An 18,050-nucleotide genomic window follows, 5' to 3' on the forward strand; every position below is an offset into this window, starting at 1 on the left:
TACCTATTTGAATGTGACTATGTGGATGTTTTGTTATAAAAGCGAGTTTTTGGCAAAAATGTCGTAGTTTTTGACAAGTATTCTTATCGGCCTCAAAATACACTGCCAGCCATTGATAATCCTCGAAGCGGTTTTCGAGGAGTGAGATTGAGGAACACACATGTTTACAGCTACGAACGTGTTGACACCGGAATTTATCGGGCAGCCGCTTGATAAGTTGTGGTCACTGATCTCGCCATTGTATATGGTGGACGAGTCTCAATGGCTAGAGCAACTATTGCCACTAGCGACGCCGACAGAGGATGAAAAATCGGCGATCACTACCCAAACGACCCAACTTATCGAAGCCATTCGTGCCGATAAGAAGTCAATCCAGATGATTGATGCTCTGTTGTTGGAATACAGCTTAGATACTCAAGAAGGTATCTTGCTGATGTGTCTTGCAGAAGCATTAATGCGCATCCCAGATGCCGCGACAGCAGATTCTTTGATTAAAGATAAGTTGAGCGTCGCAGACTGGAAATCTCACCTGAAAAACTCTGACTCTGTGTTTGTTAACGCATCAACATGGGGCCTCATGCTAACAGGTAAAGTGGTTGGTCTTGGTGAGCAAGGCACCCAGAGCCCAGGTCAGGCTGTAAACCGTCTGGTAAATAAATTCTCTGAGCCTGTGATTCGTAAAGCCATGTATCAGGCAATGAAGATCATGGGTCACCAGTTTGTTCGTGGTCGTACGATCGAAGAAGCGCAAAAGAATGGTCGCCCAATGCGCGACAAAGGTTTCACCTACTCATTTGATATGTTAGGTGAGGCGGCGTTAACTACAGCGGACGCGAACAAGTACTTCAAAGATTACCTAATGGCGATCGAAGCGGTAGGTCGAGAGACTTACGGCAATGACACCAGTCCTGCGCCTTCGATTTCCATCAAGCTTTCTGCATTACACCCGCGCTACGAAGTCGCAAATGAAGAACGTGTAATGACAGAGTTGTATGACTCACTAATGCAGCTATTGAAACGTGCAATTGAAGTCGACGTTGCAATCACAATCGATGCAGAAGAAGCGGATCGTCTTGAGCTTTCTCTGAAGCTATTTGAGAAAGTGTACCGTAGCGATCTTGTGAAAGGTTGGGGCAAGTTTGGTTTGGTTATTCAAGCCTACTCAAAACGTGCTCTACCAGTCTTGGTATGGCTAAACGCACTCGCAAAAGAGCAGGGTGACCTTATTCCGCTGCGTTTGGTTAAAGGCGCGTACTGGGACAGCGAAATCAAGTGGTCTCAACAAGCAGGTTACGCTAATTACCCGGTATACACTCGCAAAGAAGCGACGGACGTTGCGTACCTAGCTTGTGCTCGTTTCCTACTTAGCGAAGGTGTTCGCGGTAATATCTATCCGCAATTTGCAAGCCACAATGCTCACACGGTGACGGCAATCGCCGTTATGGCTGAGCACAAAGAGTACGAGTTCCAGCGTCTACATGGTATGGGTGATTCACTGTATAACCATGTTATGGAAATGTATGGTCAGCCAGTACGTATTTACGCTCCTGTCGGTAGCCATGCTGATCTTCTTCCGTACTTGGTTCGTCGTCTGCTGGAAAATGGCGCAAACAGCTCGTTTGTACATCGATTGGTTGATGCGCGTTGTCCGATTTACGAGTTGACTCATCACCCTGTTGATGTGTTGACGGGGTTTGACACGCTACACAACGACAAGATCCCATTACCTGCCGACATCTTCCCTGAGCGTAAGAACTCATACGGCGTCAACATTGATATCGACAGTGAGGCGAAGCCATTTGAAGCGCAAGTAGAAAGCTTCATGGACAATCAGTGGGTTGCAGGCCCGATGATCAATGGTGAGCGTTTTGCCGAAAGCATGATCAAGGAAAATGCGGCTGAGATCATCACCGCACCGTACGATCGCCGAATTGAAGTCGGCAAGGTGGCATTTGCAACTCTTGATCATGTTTCCGCTGCAATTGATGCGGCGCAAACTGCTTTCTCTGATTGGAAAGGTGTTCCTGTTGAGCAAAAAGCGGCTTGTTTAGAAAAGCTTGCTGACTTAATGGAAGAAAATCTGGCTGAGCTGGTGGCGATCTGTCACAAAGAAGCGGGCAAGACGATTCACGATAGTATTGATGAAGTTCGTGAAGCAGTGGATTTCTGTCGTTATTACGCGAAACAAGCGCAAAACCTACAGCCATTTGAGCTAGAGGGTTTCGATGGTGTGAAACGCATTTCTAGCCGTGAAGGTCTTGGTGTGTTTGTGTGTATCAGCCCTTGGAACTTCCCGCTGGCTATCTTCCTTGGTCAGGTAACGGCAGCACTGATTGCAGGTAACACTGTGGTTGCAAAACCTGCTGAGCAAACAAGCTTAATCGCCGCTCGCGCTATTGAACTAATGCTTGATGCGGGTTTCCCTGCTGGTGTGATTCAGTTACTTACTGGTCGCGGCGCTGAGATTGGTCATGCACTGACTTCTCATGATGCCATTGCTGGTGTGGCATTCACTGGTTCAACGGCAACTGCGCAACGCATTAACGTCACGCTCGCGGAGCGCAGCGCGAAACCGGTTCCGTTTATTGCGGAAACAGGTGGTCAAAACGCGATGATCGTGGACAGTACTGCATTGCCAGAGCAGGTGGTGCGTGATGTGATTCGTTCGGCGTTTGCATCTGCCGGTCAGCGTTGTTCTGCCCTTCGTGTTCTATTTGTACAAGAAGATGTAGCAGACCGTATGATCAACCTGATTCAAGGTGCGATGAATGAGCTGCATGTTGGTTTACCTTACCTACACAAAACGGATGTTGGTCCGGTTATCGACAGCAATGCAAAACAAAAACTCCTTGCTCACCTTGAGCAAATGAGCAAAACACAGACTAAAGTCGCTCAGCTACAGCTGGATGAATCGTGCCAGCATGGTGACTTTGTCTCACCAAGTGCGTTTGAAATCTCGGGCATCGATGTGCTGAAAGAAGAACAATTTGGTCCAATCTTGCACATTGTTCGCTTTAAAGCGTCTGAATTACCGAACGTGGTTGCGCAGATCAACAAGACGGGTTTTGGCTTGACGATGGGTATCCATAGTCGTAACGAAACCACGTACCGTTGGATTGAGAAACACGCTCGAGTGGGTAACTGCTACATCAACCGAGACCAAGTTGGTGCTGTGGTTGGCGTACAGCCGTTTGGTGGTCAAGGCTTGTCGGGTACTGGCCCGAAAGCTGGTGGTCCACACTACCTATTCCGCTTTACTCAACATCTTCTTGCTCAAGCAGAAAACGCATAAGGAGTCGCATTATGGTTCATCAGATCACCTATTTTAAAGATGCATTCTCTGCGTGGGAGCAGTGGAATCTGACTGATTTTGATTACAAATGCGAGCATGTTCTGGCATTTAAATCTGCATTAGAAGGGCAGCACTCTACCGTTGCCAAAGTGGTTTCTTACCACTTGCAACAAGCATCAACTCTTCTTGCAGAAACTCACCAGTTAGTTGGCCCTACAGGGGAAACTAACGAACTGTATGCCGCAGGACGCGGTGTGGCTTTGGTGATTTGTGAAAACAACATCGAGCCTGCTGATAATGCGTTATACAGTGCTTTTGCAATGATCACCTGTGCCTTAATTGCAGGCAACAGCGTGGTCGTTTGCAGTGACAATGCAGAGCTAAACCAACTGGTTAAGCAAGCTGTAGCGTTGGCAAACTTCCCATCTAACTTAGTCCAGGTTGTTGCGTACGATGCGTCTGCCCCGTTGCTTGAGAGCGATGTACGTAGTGTGGGTTATGTTGGGCGTTCACAGGTTGAGCATGCGCTCAATCTTCAACTAGCTAAGCGTGACGGTGCAATCGTCGGCTTAGTTTCTGAAACGGATTTAGAGTCACCGAAATTGGCTCATGATCCTCATCTCTCGTTGCGCTTCATTACCGAGCGCACTCGAACGATAAATATTACCGCGGTGGGTGGTAACGCGACTCTACTCGAGTTGGGGAACGAAACTCACTAACCTGACTTGTGATACCAATCTGGAGTAACTGGACTGAGAGCCGGTCCAGATTGGTTTCTTATACTCTGATGTATTGCTGAGACGGTAAAATATCAGGGCAGGCAAGGAAGGAAATAATTATAACGAGGACTATCTAATGATAGAAAATAGCTTTGCTATCACGTCCACTTTTGTGGCGTATTTACTGATTATGGTTGCTATTGGCGTTTACGCGTATAAGAGGACTTCCAATTCATCTGATTACTTCCTAGGTGGCCGTAGCCTAGGTCCGTGGCCTGCTGCATTATCTGCAGGTGCTTCAGACATGAGTGGTTGGTTGCTGCTAGGCTTGCCTGGCTATGCGTACGCTGCGGGTATCGAGGCCTTCTGGTTAGCCGGCGGTCTACTTCTTGGTACATGGGCAAACTGGCTCATCAGTGCAAAACGCCTACGTACCTACAGTATCCAAACTGACGCGTTAACGTTGCCAGAGTTCCTGTCACGTCGCTTCAACGATAAGTCGAAACTGATCCAGACAATCTCTGCGTTTTTCATTCTTCTATTTTTCCTTTTCTACACCAGCTCAGGTTTGGTCGCAGGGGGCAAACTGTTTGAGACGGTATTCGGTCTAGATTACACTTACGCTGTTATCATCGGTACGGTGTGTGTGGTTTCTTACACACTATTCGGTGGTTTCCTTGCGGTATCTTGGACTGACTTAGTGCAAGGCTTGCTAATGGCGGCTGCGCTAATGATTGTTCCTGTTGCTGTTATGGACGGTGGTCTAGGTCAGCTAACTTCTGATCTGCATGACATCAACCCAGAACTTGCAACGCTATGGAATGACGCCAAAGGCGAACCACTGTCTGCGATTGCTATCATCTCTTTAGCGGCATGGGGTCTTGGTTACTTTGGTCAGCCACACATCCTAGCGCGTTTTAAAGCGTCTCGTTCAAACAAAGATCTAACGACTGCACGTCGTATCGCTGTGATTTGGACTGCACTATCCATGGTTGGTGCAATGCTTGTTGGTCTTGTCGGTCTGGTTTGGGTTACGGGTCATCCGGGCACTCAACTAGAAGATGGCGAGAAGATCTTCATGTTATTGGTTAACGCAGTATTCCACCCTGTCGTTGCTGGTATGTTGTTAGCAGCAATCCTAGCGGCGGTAATGAGTACAGCAGACTCACAGCTTCTTGTTTCATCTTCAGCGCTTGCAGAAGATTTCTACAAGCAAGTATTCAAGCCAGAAGCGTCTTCTGAAGAAATCGTAATGATTGGCCGTATTGGCGTTATCGTTATTTCGCTTGTTGCGCTATTCCTAGCAATGACACCAGATAGTTCAGTACTTGGTCTTGTTTCTTACGCTTGGGCTGGCTTCGGTGCTGCATTTGGTCCTGCGGTTGTACTTAGCCTTTACTGGAGCGGTATGAACCGTAACGGCGCACTAGCAGGTATCCTTGTTGGTGGTATCACTATCGTAGTTTGGAAGCAGCTAACTGGCGGTTGGTTTGATGTGTACGAAATCGTACCGGGCATCATCTTCTCTACGCTTGCTATCGTTGTTATCAGCAAAGCGACAGGCGGTGCAGCGCAAGACGTATTAGACCAACATCAATCGTACGAGAAGAAACTAGTTGAACTAGACTAATTACTTCCTTTTACGAACACAAAGCCCGCTTATACAGCGGGCTTTGTTTTATCTGAACTTAATAAACGTTAATGGTGATTGCTTGAGGCCAGATTTTCACGTCGCTTTATTCTTTGTGAGTGTGTTAGTCACGACGAACTTTGGCGTAAATGACGGTGTTACTCAGCTCGCCAGAAGGCGCACGCCGAGCATTGCGTAGCTCACCTTCAAACTCATACCCACAGCGCTCAGCAACCGCACGACTTTTGCGGTTATTCGCATCGGCTAAAATCGCGATTCTTTTCGCGTCCAACGCTTCGAATGCATAGTTTTCAATCGCCGCTACCGCCTCAGAGATATAACCGTAGCCTACCGCGCGATCATCAAGCCAATAGCCAATCTCAAATGCCGGTATCTCTTGATCATGGATCATTAACCCAATGGCGCCGAGTAAACGATCGCTTTCCTTGTCGATTAGGTAGTAGCGCAACTCTTCTTCGAAGTTTTCAAAGTTTGCGATGGCTTTCTCTGTCCCTGCAATCATCGCTTCTAAAGTGAGCACGTGAGGTACCCATGGCAGGTAAACTTCAAGCGTTTTTTGGCTACGAACAACGGCCTGATGTGCTTCTTCTGCACGTTCCAAGCAAGCTGGGATGAGCTTTAAACGTTTGGTTTCCATGTCGAATCTCCTAGGCTTTTATACTCCAATCGTTTCGTAATGCAGGATTCAGAGCGTTATCACTAAAAATCATTTAAACAGAAACACTTAGAGACATCTAGCCTTCGCAACAACATTATTCACTTGGTTTGTAAGGGAGAAGCTGAGAGAATTGAGGCGTTATAAACATAAAATGGTTTGATATGAAACTTCTAGTAAGAAACTTAGCTCGTGAGACGACAGAGCAAGACATCCGTACTCTGTTCTCAAACTACGGCAAAGTTGAGCTTTGCACCGTCGTGCTTGATCAAGAGACGGGTTTATCAAAAGGGTTTGGTTTTGTGATCATGCCGGATGAAGCCGAAGCCGTTGCGGCGTTGGAGGCACTAAACCTGTCTTCAGTACACAAGAGCAAGATTCGTGTGAAAGTCGCACAAGACTAGTATTTTTGCCTTTCAAGGTGAAAGATAAAACCAGCTGAGAGGCTGGTTTTTTAGTGCCTTAATTTTGAGAGGTTGCTACGGTTACTTGAGGCGAAAATATTTGCTGGTATACGCAGACTTCTCGTTCTTTTCCCTGCATTTTGATGATGTGATTGTCGATATACGTCATGCCCAACTTTTGAATGACTGATTGAGATTGTCTGTTTTCGACCAAGTGCATCGCTTTTAGGCCCGATAACTCAAAATGTGTTCTGGCAAATTGAATTAAAGCCATTGACGCTTCTTGAGCAAACCCATTACCCCAATAATCGACGCCAAGCCAATACCCTAATGTGCCGACTCCCTCCGAGATGTTTAGCAGACTAACAGCACCAATTAACACTTCGTCTTGACGCAGGGTAATAGCATATATGACCCCGCTACGCTTTTGATATACGCCAACATGGCTCTTAATCCAAACTTGTGCCATCGGCTCTTCATAGGGATGAGGAATATTTGCCGTCATATCTGCAATGCTCTTGTCTCCTGCGAGTCGTGCGACTGTTGCGCTGTCTGTCGGATGAAATGGGCGAAGAATAAGCCTTTGTGTCGTGAGCGTTGGTTGAAGCGTCATCGTGCGTCCTTGAGATGAGTCAGTATCGTGGAAATTGCAGATTCACAATGTAAATCAGGCATGTTTAAACAACCAAGTAATGCCTGAATCGAAAATGTGAGTGAAAGCCATATTTAAAACGCCATAAAATTGATCATTGCAGATTGAAATAGCGAGTAGCAACAATTGCTTATGTGTGATGTGTCGTATTATTACACACATAAGCGCGTTCGTTCATAATAATGGTACAAAAGTTGAGGTCTGACCAATGTCTCAATTTTTTGATACTTTCGTCCAATTTTTTGAAGATAGGACACAAAAAATTAAAGGGGCTTTTTTATTGTGGAATTATTTTGAACAAAATATGTCAATTGTCAGTAGTACTGAAAAACAGGGAGAAGAGAAATGCCGGATATATATTGCGCAGCTTGTAGAAAATCAACGCAACATAAAGTGATCATGAAGCGTTGCGAGCCACAGCCCGTTGATTCGTTGACAGGTAAAGTGGTGAGTTTTACACAGCTGATGGCGAAATTTGTATCAGGTGAACACTACTACGAGATGGAACCACAATACTACTGCCGATGCTGTAATCATCGTGCAATTGGAGAAGTGATTCCTCATCCTACCAGGCATACGTCGGCAGCTCTCTAATTCAGAGCGATAGCTATGATTAATAGCTAAACAGGGCGGCTTGCTTGCCCCGCACGCCAGATCTATAAAGGCGTATCACACGCTTTCAAATTTGCGACTCTACGGGAGCCGCTAGATTACTTTTGTTCTTCATACTCGGTTATGGAGAGAGCGGCAGTAATCGCAGCCCTTTCCTTCCTTAGTTATTTTCGAATTATTCTCTGCTGAATTTCACATGCTGTGCATTTGATGGTTTGCAATTGTTTAAGCAACGATTAATGTGATGCTTCCTGAGTGGTTACAAGGATGTGGTTAATGAGTTACCAATTGGACCGGATTGATTTACACATTTTGAGAGTGCTTCATTCAAGAGGCAGAATTCCAGTTGTTGAACTCGCAAAGCAGATCAACTTAACGACCTCGCCGTGTTCTGACCGCGTGAAGCGGCTAGAAAAAGAGGGGTATATCAATGGCTACCATGCTGAGCTGAATGCGGAAAAATTAGGGTTGGATGTGCAAGTATTTATCCATATTCGCTTAGACCAAACCAGTTTTTCCATTTTTGAAAAGTTTGCGAAAGCCGTCGAATTGATGCCGGAAATTGAAGAGTGTTATTCGCTCTCTGGGGACTTCGATACCATGATAAAGGTTCGTGTTAAGAGCATGAAAGCGTATCAGGAGTTTATGTCGAGTAAGTTAGGCACGCTTCCAGGCGTAATCCAGACTCGCAGTGAAGTGGTAATTGAAGAACATAAAACAGGATTTGGCGTAAACCCGGAGCTCCTTGGTTAGGCGAGGCTGATGTCTATGACCGCAGCGCTTATGCGTTGAGCCCCGTTATTTAGCGTGGCTTGGCATATTACTTTTTCAAGATCAAAAAAGGAGCCGAAGCTCCTTTTTGATAAATCGGTGAGCGACTATGCGCCGATAAAGGTGCTGATAACACCAATCAAACCACCAAATACGCCACCCCAAACGACTAGCCAGCCAAGGTGTTCTTTAATCATTTTTTGCACCATTTCTTTGACCAGTGCGGGTGTTAACTCGCTCAAGCGCTGATCAATGATGCCTTCAATGTTCTGCTTTATCTCATCCATCATAGCAGGAGACTCGAACTGCTCTTTCAGTGCTTCTTTGATGTTATCGCTCTTGCTCAACTCAATAATGGATTCTTGCATCTTTTCGACGAAAGGCTGCCGCATAGGTTGTAATGCCTCCGCGCCGCCAAACATTGCTAGCATGCCGCCAAATTGAGAGCCTTCGATCACTTCTACCAAAGAATCAAATGCTGGATTTAAATCCACTTTCTCAATCACAGGTTGAAGATCGATGTTTACACCGCCCGCCATTTCTTTGTTCAAGAATCGATCGATGTTCGCTTCGGTAAAGAACTGCTCCATCATCAAGTTTTTGATGGCCAGTTTAAACTCTTCAAAGCGCGCGGGGATCACGCCAGAACCGTATAATCCAGGCACTTTTTCAAACAGCATGTGGATGGCAAGCCAGTTAGTGATGGCGCCTGAGAACGCAAACAGCCCCGCATACCAAAGGTAGTCGTTTTGTAATTGATGACCTCCAGCCATCAAAGCGATAGCGAGGACATTCGTTAGCAAACTTTTGTTCATAGTGACCAGTTATATGTGAATATCGGAATAAATAAGTGGGCCTGATTCTATACCTAAGTCACATTGAGATGCTAGGTTTTGCCGTGATGAGTGACCGTGTTGCGAAGGGATAAAAATGGATGTGCAGAAAAACAAAACCCGACAATTACTGTCGGGCCACTGCTTTTTCTTAGAAAAACTAAGATTCTATTTTTAATTTTAGATGCGGTAGATCTTACAACAAAGTTGGCATTTCCATCTTTCTGAGTAGCCGAATAGCTTGTCAGCCCAACTTGGTTTGAGTTGTACGATCTGCATTGAACCACATTTACACATAAGCTAATTACCTTATTGTTAATCTAATAACTAAGCCATCTATTGAGTATAGCTGTTTCTCAAAAAGTGAAATGACAAATGAAGACGGCTCAAAACTCTGTATTGTGTTCATTGCAATGGATACGCAACGAGGCGGTATATTAGCAGAAAAAATGTGAGCTTTATCATGGAGGGTGTTTCATATATGAGAAACTATAATGGCTATATGAGTATAGGATTATCAATAAAAATGAAAAACGGCGCTTCATGCGCCGTTTTTATTGGGTTTCTCGCTAATTAAGAAACGTGTTGATTTTCTAACTCTTCAGCGATAAATCCGCCAGTTTGATGGGCCCAAAGCTGGGCATAAATACCGTTGTTCGCGATGAGCTCTTGGTGAGAACCTTGTTCAACAATACTGCCTTGATCAAGTACGATGAGGCGATCCATTTGTGCGATGGTCGACAATCGGTGCGCAATCGCAATAACGGTTTTTCCTTGCATTAACTCATTCAAGCTTTCCTGGATGGCTGCTTCGACTTCTGAATCCAGAGCCGATGTAGCTTCATCCAGTACCAGCAATGGTGCATCTTTGAGTAGCACACGAGAAATCGCGATACGCTGACGCTGGCCGCCAGACAGTTTTACTCCGCGCTCACCAACTTGCGCATCGTACCCGACATTACCAAATGGGTCGGTCAGTGTTTCGATAAACTCATGGGCATGCGCTTGCTTGGTGGCTTTCAACAAATCTTCTTCTGTCGCATCTGGGTTGCCATACAAAATATTGTCGCGAATCGAGCGGTGTAGCAGAGAAGTATCTTGGGTCACCATACCGATCTTTGAACGCAAAGAGTCTTGTGTGACTTCTGAGATGTTCTGTCTATCGATCTTAATGCTGCCGTCTTCGACATCGTGGAAACGAAGTAACAAGTTCACCAGAGTTGATTTTCCGGCGCCGGAGCGCCCAACCAAGCCGACTTTCTCTCCTGGTTTGATGTTGAGATCGAGGTGGCTAATCACGCCTTTATTCTCACCGTAATGGAAGCTGACGTTATCAAAGTGAATGCCACCTTCAGTGACAACTAAGTCTTTTGCGCCTGGTTTATCTTTAATATCAATTGGCTTAGAGAGCGTTTTCATTCCATCGACTACGGTTCCCATATTTTCAAAGAGGGCGCCAACTTCCCACATGATCCACATCGACATACCATTTACGCGTAATGCAAGGCTAACAGCAATCGCAATCGCGCCAACGCTGATGGCACTATCCAACCACAGGTAAATCGATAAAGCAGCAACGGAAAACACCAAAATATAGTTTGAGATCTCTACAGCAACGTCGAAGCCGGTCACTAGGCGCATTTGACGATAGACCGTATTCAAAAATCCCTTCATGCCTTGCTCAGCATATTGGGTTTCGCGCTGGCTATGAGAAAACAGTTTGACCGTTTGAATATTGGTATAGCTGTCGACGATGCGTCCGGTCATTGTCGAACGTGCATCGGCCTGCGCTGAAGCGACGTCTTTAAGCTTAGGAACGAAATAGATTTGGATAGCGATGTAAGCGAGCAGCCAGACGATCATTGGGATCATCAAGCGCCAGTCTGCCGTTGCTAACATAATGATCATGCTGGTGAAGTAAACCGTAACATAAACAAACACATCCATAGCTTTCATGACGGTTTCGCGCACAGCTAGTGACGTTTGCATGACTTTAGTTGCAACTCGGCCTGCAAAATCATCTTGATAGAAGTTTAAGCTTTGATTGAGCAAATACCGGTGTGCAAGCCAGCGGATAGACATTGGATAGTTGCCCAATAATGTTTGGTGAACGAGCAACGAATACACGATCACCAAAATGGGCATGACAACCAACAATAAGGTTCCGTAGAAAATTAAATCTGCTTTATTGTCTTGCAAGAACGTTTCTGGATTGCTGGTAGACAACCAATCAACCAATTGTCCCATCGCGCCAAACAACATAACTTCAACGACAGCAACAATCGTGGCCATCAAAGACATGATGATCAAAGGCTTTTCGTAGCCGCGGGTATAATAACGTAAAAAAGCGAGCATCCCTGAAGGAGGCTGATCTGGTGTAGATTTGGGGAACGGCTCTGTAAAGCCTTCAAATCGTTTAAACATAACTCATCCTAAAGTTAAAACAGTGCCATTTGGGGTGGCTAAATCCATTGATTCACGCAGCTTTGGACGAAGTCGCGTGTATAAGGGTTTTTGGCTGCTCCTCGAGAAAGCAGACGGATTGACGAGAGGGGCGAAAAAACAGTCTAACCGATTGTGTTTTAAATGTAACTAGTTGGTTATGGGTGTGGTTGTCTATGGTTCTGATTCTTATGATGAATTCTTCGCATGTTCATCGCGATGCCATAAAACCTTAAATCTGCATAGTGACAATAAAATTTCGGGAGAAATAAGCTAAGTGCAGTGAAAATTACTTCTAGGTAATTAAATTAATTGTGAAAACAGCAAAACTGAAGTTAACAATAAATTTACAATCTCCTCATTCTAGTGATAAGGAATGTATTGGATGCTATTACACGAATCAGTGACCCAATTTGCTAATGGGAAAGAAGAAAGCACGCAAAGTGCTCAGCGCCAAACCGCAAACTGCGTAGTGATGGTGCCACCGAAAGAGTTTCGTTTTAATGAAGAAACCGCACAAGATAATGAGTTCCAACATAAAGTGTCACTCAGCCAAGAAGAAGTCTCGCGTAGAGTGATGGCCGAGTTCGCGAGTATGGTAGCAACGCTGCGTCAAGAGGGCGTTCAAGTTGTTGAGTTTGATTATCCAGCTTCAGATGTTTCGACGCCAGACGCGGTATTTCCAAACAACTGGTTTAGCACTACGCCAGATGGCACGTTGTACACCTTTCCAATGGCCTGTGAAAACCGTCAAAAAGAAGTGCGTCCTGATGCGCTTGTGGCGGCACTAGCGCAAGCTGGGCGAGAAGTTCATCGACGTAGCAGCCTAACTGAATATCTTGATGAGCAAGCGTATTTAGAAAGCACGGGTGTGATGGTATTTGACCACTTAAATAAAACGGTCTACGCCGCACTTTCACAACGTTGTGATCGTCTGGTTTTAGAAGATTACGCCGATCGCATTGGCTATGAACGAGTGATCTCTTTCCAAACCCGTTTGCCGTCTGGTGCGCCTATTTACCATACCAACGTGATGATGGCTGTGGGTGAGCAGTTCTGCGTGATTTGTGACGAAGTGATCCCAGAATTTGAGCGTCGTTTTGTTCTGAAATCACTCGCCAAAGATAAGCAAGTGATCTCTATTTCGATTGAGCAAATGAACCAGTTCTGCGGCAACATTCTTCAGTTGGAAACCATCAATGGAGACAAAGTCATTGCGATGTCGCAATCGGCATACGATGCTTTCTCTCCTGCACAAAGAAATCAACTTGCGACGCACGGTAAATTGCTGCCATTCGATGTTTCTACCATAGAATCTATTGGTGGTGGCTCGGTTCGCTGTATGTTGGGTGAGGTATTTTTGCCTAGTCGACAAGCGGTGTTATAAACAATATTGCGCAGTTTTGCTTGCAAATGCAGGTGACGTTCATTCTATCCCAAATAATAAAACCGTTAGCCTCGAGGCAGTACGAGGCTGACGGTTTCACTTTCTAGCTTCTTCCTAGGATATTCCGAGCTTAACCCATACTCTCGCGCAAAGACTTGATGTCTTTGGATGGTGGCGCACCAAATAAACGGCTGTATTCACGGCTAAATTGAGAAGGGCTTTCGTAACCCACTTTAAACGTAGTCGCCATGGCATCGAGGTTTTCTGTCAGCATTAAACGCCGAGCTTCGCTGAGTCTTAATTTCTTTTGAAATTGCAGTGGAGTCATGGATGTCATAGAACGAAAGTGAGTATAAAACGCCGATTTACTCATGCCACTGTAGGCGGCTAACTCACTGACACTTAACGGCTTTACGAAATTATTCTTCAACCAATCAATGGCCTTCGCGATTTGATGGCTGTGACTTCCTGCAGTCACGATTTGATTAAGACGAGCGCCCTGTTCGGTGATTAACAGTCGATAAAAAATCTCTCGCTTAATGATCGGCGCTAAAATTTTGGTGCTTTGTCCTTCATCCAGCAGCTCTATTAAACGCAGAAAGGCGTCAAGTAATGGCTCCGACAACTCTCCAACCGCTATGCCTTTTTGTGCTTCTTTGCTTTGATTAAACGTCAGTTCACTATCGACAATAAGTTGAGATATTTCAGTCAGATCCAGCTCCATAATCACCCCTAAATAAGGTTTATCTTCACTGGCTTCAATGATATTGGCGATAATCGGCAAGTCGACAGAGGAGATCAAAAAGTGGTTCGCATCGTAAACAAAGCTATCTTCACCCAACAACACGCGCTTTCTCCCTTGAGCAATTAAGCAAATACTTGGGTTGTGGGTGTAGCTTGTCGGTGGTGTTGGGGTTGCCCAACGACTGAACCTTAATCCTGGAATTTCTGTGTCATATTGGTTCGCGCCATTTGCCCATTTCTCAATGTGCTTGGCAAGCTTTTCTATTGCACTGGCCAGGGTTGACGAAGTGTTTGACGGTACCTCTTGCATAAGTCAGTGCTCTCCTCTGGTTGGCCTCAGGTTCGGGGTTAACGGCATGCGATTTCTGCCTTTGTAGTTAACGCCTCTTCGGAGTCAATTAAGCGACTTCATTAAGCATAGTTATAACAGTTCATTTCTTTAAGTAAAGAATATTGGGCAAGTGTCTATTTCGAGGTTAAGCGATCAGAGAGTGATCTTTCTGGTTGGTTTTTGAGCGGGTTAATTGTCTGTCATGAATTTTATTATTTAATAGTCAAGTGCTTATGTATAGATGAGTTTTTATTCCGTTTTTTCTAACCGGTCTCAAGTATGGTTGTCTTTTGTATTGGTTTGGAATATTGGGCAAGTATTAGCAATGAATAGGCTAACGGTCATCTATCAAAGCGCAATACAGTGAACCCATGGTTTGGTGAGTTGTAAGCACTCAAGAACACTATTTGGAGTCATGATGAATAACAAAAGCAATACTCAAATCCCTGACGTACTGCAAGCCGGTGTATTTCAAGGTCGAGGCATTTTCGAGTTTGGTGAAAAGAATGAAGCGTATGCGGATTACTTTACCGGTACGAGTTATCTGGCGTTGCTCAATCAGCCTGGTCTTATCGTGGCGAACGTAACGTTTGAACCAGGGTGTCGCAATTTTTGGCATATTCATCATGAAGGTGGGCAGATTCTGTTAGCTACAGGAGGACGAGGTTGGTATCAAGAATTTGGCCAACCAGCAAAAGAGTTGAATGTTGGCGATGTCGTGCATATCGCGCCAGGTACTAAGCATTGGCATGGCGCAGCTAAAGACAGTTGGTTCTCACATGTAGCAATAGAAATACCGGCTGAAGGCGCAAGTAATGAATGGTGCGAACCAGTCTCTGATCAAGAGTACATGCAACTAAAGTAGCCCGAGCTAAGTTTTCAGTGAGAAAAGGGAATCTCGATGAGACAGGCATACCGTTTCAATCAGTGGGTGAGATGCGTTTTGGTGAGTAGTGCCTGGATGTTTCCCTGCATTGTAAACGCAGAAGTTAATAGTGCTGGATTGGAGGAAAATATGGTGAAAATTCGTTTTATTTTCGATGATTGCAGTGTTTTAGGCACATTGAAGAGCAGTGCGAGTACAGACGATTTTGTTCGTCAATTGCCTCTTATATTAGATCTACAAGACTACGCAAATACAGAGAAAATTGCTTACTTACCGAACAAGTTAACTCGCGAAGGCGCACCTTCAGGAACTCAATCAAAAACGGGTGACATCTCGTATTACGCCCCTTGGGGAAATTTAGTTATCTTTTATAAAGACTTTGGTTACGCGTCTGGGTTAATTAAATTAGGTCAAATCGATGATGGGATTCATTGCTTTATTTCGAAAGAAACAAACCGTGTCACGATCGAAAAAGTAAATTAATGACCCAGTTAACAATGTGAATTATTAATGTAGAAATAAGAACGCTAATAAATATATTTCTAGAACTTCTATGGATTAGAACATCGTTACATAATGGAATCTTGATATGAAAGAATTAAACAAATCTGTTAAATCAATATTAATATTGGTGCTCACTATGACAACGCTATGCACAACGAATATCGCTTCAGCATCAGAAATATTCAGTGATAAAGAGCGAGCTATTATTCCTATTTCTGCTTTTACTGCGAGTGGTGAAATAGAAAAACTAACACAAAGCCTTAATGATGGGTTAGACGCAGGCCTAACGGTCAACGAGATAAAAGAAGTGCTAGCTCAGTTGTACGCGTATGCTGGATTTCCGCGCAGTTTGAATGGACTAGCAACATTTATGACGGTGTTGGAGGAACGTAAAAGCCAAGGTATTACTGATACCTTAGGGCGAGAATCAAGCGCGTTACCTAACGATAAAACCAGCTTAGAATTTGGCGCTGAAAACCAAACACAACTTGTTGGTGCAGAAGTAAAAGGCGCGCTATTCGATTTTTCTCCGCAAATTGATGAATACCTAAAAGCACATTTGTTTGGTGATATTTTTGAACGCGATGTGCTCACTTGGAAAGAGCGTGAAATTGCTACGATTGCAGTATTAGCAAATATGAACGGTGTTAATAGCCAATTAGCAGCTCACTATAATATCAGTATGAATAACAATGTTTCTATTCAAGAGTTAGAGGAATTTATTGTTGTATTAAGTGAGTGCTGTGGTGAAAGTGTGTCTAACAATGCTCAATCGGTCCTAAAAACAGTTTTGGAAAAATAAATATTATTTGGCCAATCATATCAATTAGAAAGGAATTCGTTTATGAAAAATAAATCATCATTGTTTATTTGGTCTGTGCTGTTGTCGACGGGATTTATGCTTCCAATTGCTCAAGCAGCCGATGGTAACTCATCTTCGCAGCAAGTTTATCGCTCTGCTGATCAGAAATCGTTTCAAGGACCTGAAAACCTATTTACCGGGAAAGTTAACGTCGAGATGTTGTTTCCTGAAAACGAAGTTGCAAACTACAGCGCCGCCTATGTCACTTTTGATGCAGGAGCTCGAACCGCTTGGCATACTCACCCAGCAGGACAACACATGATCGTCACTTCTGGTACCGCACTTACAGGAACGCGTGATGGGCATGTAATTCGATTTGCTGCTGGTGATAGTGTCTGGTGTCCGCCTGGTATCGACCATTGGCACGGTGCAACACCAAATGCGCCAATGACTCACCTAGTGGTTACGGCGTCAAAAGACGGTGAAAACGTTATCTGGAAAGAGCAAGTTACCGATGGTCAGTATGCAGCAGGACAGCAATAACAAAGCCCACGTTTTTATAGCGAGCGCAGAGGTTTTACTCTGCGTTTTTTATTGTCTTGTTGGGCCAACCAAGCGCATTTCCCAATCCTCGACTTCGCCAGTTTCTAGGCGGCGCTCGACCAACTTGCCCCAAGACTCGACTAACGGCAGCTCAGACAGCTGGGTGAGTTCTTCTCTATTTAAACAGCCAGTGAAAACCGCGCCCATGATGCGAGCCAGTGGCCATTCTGGATAAGGTCTTTCACACAGAATAATTTCGTCACCTGCACCGATATCGCCTTCCTCCAACACTCGGAAATACCAGCCTGTTCGAAGCGTATCTTGCAGTCTCCTAGCCATGTCGTGTTGGTCAAATCGTACGTTAAGCTTCCAACAAGGCATGCGACCTTGCGACACTTCCAGTAGTGTTGAGCCGATACGGATTTTATCTTTCAAGCAAATCGTGGATTCGGTTACGCCTTCGGAGCTGATGTTTTCGCCAAAGCTGCCAGCGGATTGGAAAATTGTTCTTTTTCCTAATTGTTGTTGCCAGATTGGGTAGTGCTCGCTTGGGTAAATATGAAGCGCTTTTTGAATGCCACCATGAAAGCGTGGATCGCCTTGCTCATCACTGGTAAAACCAAGCTCTGTTGCGTGCTGGCGATCGGGCAACACTTGTTTGTTGATTGCGCTTTGCGCTCCATGAGCATAAGGGACAGTTTTCCCTGCTAGCACAGCTTTTACGACGCCGATTTTCTTCATGTAACCTCCTTATTGTTTGAATGAGAGATAAAGTGTTTATCTTCATTCGCGATGCGGAGCATGATAGCCTAGTGAACTTGT

The 18,050-nt window shown here is 44.9% G+C and carries 17 protein-coding genes; 11 read left to right on the forward strand and 6 right to left on the reverse strand.

Annotated features, from left to right (window positions below; genetic code table 11):
* Positions 1-160 precede the first annotated feature (160 nt).
* From putA to putP, 3 genes are all read left to right on the forward strand, one after another.
* Entirely contained in the window at positions 161-3,292 is a 3,132-nt protein-coding gene (gene putA / locus ACHFJ9_RS05240) for a bifunctional proline dehydrogenase/L-glutamate gamma-semialdehyde dehydrogenase PutA (RefSeq protein WP_006740881.1), read from the forward strand.
* Positions 3,293-3,303: 11 nt separating this feature from the next.
* The gene (locus tag ACHFJ9_RS05245) at positions 3,304-4,011 is read left to right on the forward strand and encodes a 1-pyrroline-5-carboxylate dehydrogenase (protein WP_150917362.1); all 708 of its coding nucleotides are present in this window, start codon (positions 3,304-3,306) and stop codon (positions 4,009-4,011) included.
* Positions 4,012-4,147: 136 nt separating this feature from the next.
* Positions 4,148-5,641 carry a sodium/proline symporter PutP gene (gene putP, locus ACHFJ9_RS05250; protein ID WP_005392162.1) on the forward strand — a complete coding sequence of 498 codons (1,494 nt, stop codon included), beginning with the start codon at positions 4,148-4,150 and terminating at the stop codon, positions 5,639-5,641.
* 124 nt (positions 5,642-5,765) lie between these two features.
* Here the strand turns inward: putP and ACHFJ9_RS05255 are convergent, their stop codons facing one another.
* Entirely contained in the window at positions 5,766-6,299 is a 534-nt protein-coding gene (locus tag ACHFJ9_RS05255) for a GNAT family N-acetyltransferase (protein WP_006740879.1), read from the reverse strand.
* Positions 6,300-6,481: 182 nt separating this feature from the next.
* On the opposite strand from ACHFJ9_RS05255, the gene ACHFJ9_RS05260 reads away from it, so the two are divergent.
* Positions 6,482-6,721: an RNA recognition motif domain-containing protein gene (locus tag ACHFJ9_RS05260; RefSeq protein WP_005392166.1), complete on the forward strand. Its 240-nt coding sequence runs from the start codon at positions 6,482-6,484 to the stop codon at positions 6,719-6,721.
* A 58-nt stretch (positions 6,722-6,779) separates the two neighbouring features.
* Here the strand turns inward: ACHFJ9_RS05260 and ACHFJ9_RS05265 are convergent, their stop codons facing one another.
* On the reverse strand, positions 6,780-7,334 hold the full coding sequence (locus ACHFJ9_RS05265; RefSeq protein ID WP_006740878.1) for a GNAT family N-acetyltransferase: 555 nt from the start codon (positions 7,332-7,334) through the stop codon (positions 6,780-6,782).
* Positions 7,335-7,718: 384 nt separating this feature from the next.
* Between ACHFJ9_RS05265 and ACHFJ9_RS05270 the strand changes: the two genes are divergently transcribed.
* Complete coding sequence (locus tag ACHFJ9_RS05270) at positions 7,719-7,967, forward strand: hypothetical protein (protein WP_012842405.1); 249 nt, start codon at positions 7,719-7,721, stop codon at positions 7,965-7,967.
* Between the two features lie 294 nt (positions 7,968-8,261).
* Positions 8,262-8,738: an Lrp/AsnC family transcriptional regulator gene (locus tag ACHFJ9_RS05275; RefSeq protein ID WP_006740877.1), complete on the forward strand. Its 477-nt coding sequence runs from the start codon at positions 8,262-8,264 to the stop codon at positions 8,736-8,738.
* Between the two features lie 125 nt (positions 8,739-8,863).
* Here ACHFJ9_RS05275 and ACHFJ9_RS05280 read toward each other — a convergent pair whose 3' ends face one another.
* Entirely contained in the window at positions 8,864-9,571 is a 708-nt protein-coding gene (locus ACHFJ9_RS05280) for a DUF445 domain-containing protein (RefSeq protein WP_005392172.1), read from the reverse strand.
* A gap of 591 nt (positions 9,572-10,162) precedes the next feature.
* Positions 10,163-12,013 carry an ABC transporter ATP-binding protein gene (locus ACHFJ9_RS05285; RefSeq protein ID WP_257887897.1) on the reverse strand — a complete coding sequence of 617 codons (1,851 nt, stop codon included), beginning with the start codon at positions 12,011-12,013 and terminating at the stop codon, positions 10,163-10,165.
* A gap of 403 nt (positions 12,014-12,416) precedes the next feature.
* Between ACHFJ9_RS05285 and ACHFJ9_RS05290 the strand changes: the two genes are divergently transcribed.
* Positions 12,417-13,418, forward strand: a complete 1,002-nt coding sequence (locus ACHFJ9_RS05290; protein WP_065645214.1) for an arginine deiminase-related protein — start codon at positions 12,417-12,419, stop codon at positions 13,416-13,418.
* Between the two features lie 130 nt (positions 13,419-13,548).
* Here ACHFJ9_RS05290 and ACHFJ9_RS05295 read toward each other — a convergent pair whose 3' ends face one another.
* Complete coding sequence (locus tag ACHFJ9_RS05295) at positions 13,549-14,472, reverse strand: AraC family transcriptional regulator (RefSeq protein WP_301640655.1); 924 nt, start codon at positions 14,470-14,472, stop codon at positions 13,549-13,551.
* Positions 14,473-14,908: 436 nt separating this feature from the next.
* Here ACHFJ9_RS05295 and ACHFJ9_RS05300 point away from each other — a divergent pair, with 436 nt between their 5' ends.
* From ACHFJ9_RS05300 to ACHFJ9_RS05315, 4 genes are all read left to right on the forward strand, one after another.
* Positions 14,909-15,358, forward strand: coding sequence for a cupin domain-containing protein (locus ACHFJ9_RS05300; RefSeq protein ID WP_081442386.1), 450 nt, complete (start codon positions 14,909-14,911; stop codon positions 15,356-15,358).
* 150 nt (positions 15,359-15,508) lie between these two features.
* Positions 15,509-15,862 (forward strand): cyclophilin-like fold protein, encoded by a 354-nt coding sequence (locus ACHFJ9_RS05305; RefSeq protein WP_238991538.1) that lies wholly within the window; start codon positions 15,509-15,511, stop codon positions 15,860-15,862.
* A gap of 106 nt (positions 15,863-15,968) precedes the next feature.
* The gene (locus ACHFJ9_RS05310) at positions 15,969-16,685 is read left to right on the forward strand and encodes a carboxymuconolactone decarboxylase family protein (RefSeq protein WP_395354093.1); all 717 of its coding nucleotides are present in this window, start codon (positions 15,969-15,971) and stop codon (positions 16,683-16,685) included.
* Between the two features lie 42 nt (positions 16,686-16,727).
* Complete coding sequence (locus tag ACHFJ9_RS05315) at positions 16,728-17,228, forward strand: cupin domain-containing protein (RefSeq protein ID WP_167427836.1); 501 nt, start codon at positions 16,728-16,730, stop codon at positions 17,226-17,228.
* A gap of 48 nt (positions 17,229-17,276) precedes the next feature.
* Here the strand turns inward: ACHFJ9_RS05315 and ACHFJ9_RS05320 are convergent, their stop codons facing one another.
* Complete coding sequence (locus ACHFJ9_RS05320; RefSeq protein WP_074190294.1) at positions 17,277-17,969, reverse strand: MOSC domain-containing protein; 693 nt, start codon at positions 17,967-17,969, stop codon at positions 17,277-17,279.
* Positions 17,970-18,050: the final 81 nt, after the last annotated feature.

The sequence above is a fragment of the Vibrio sp. D3 genome (assembly GCF_043995865.1).
Classification (GTDB): domain Bacteria; phylum Pseudomonadota; class Gammaproteobacteria; order Enterobacterales; family Vibrionaceae; genus Vibrio; species Vibrio diabolicus.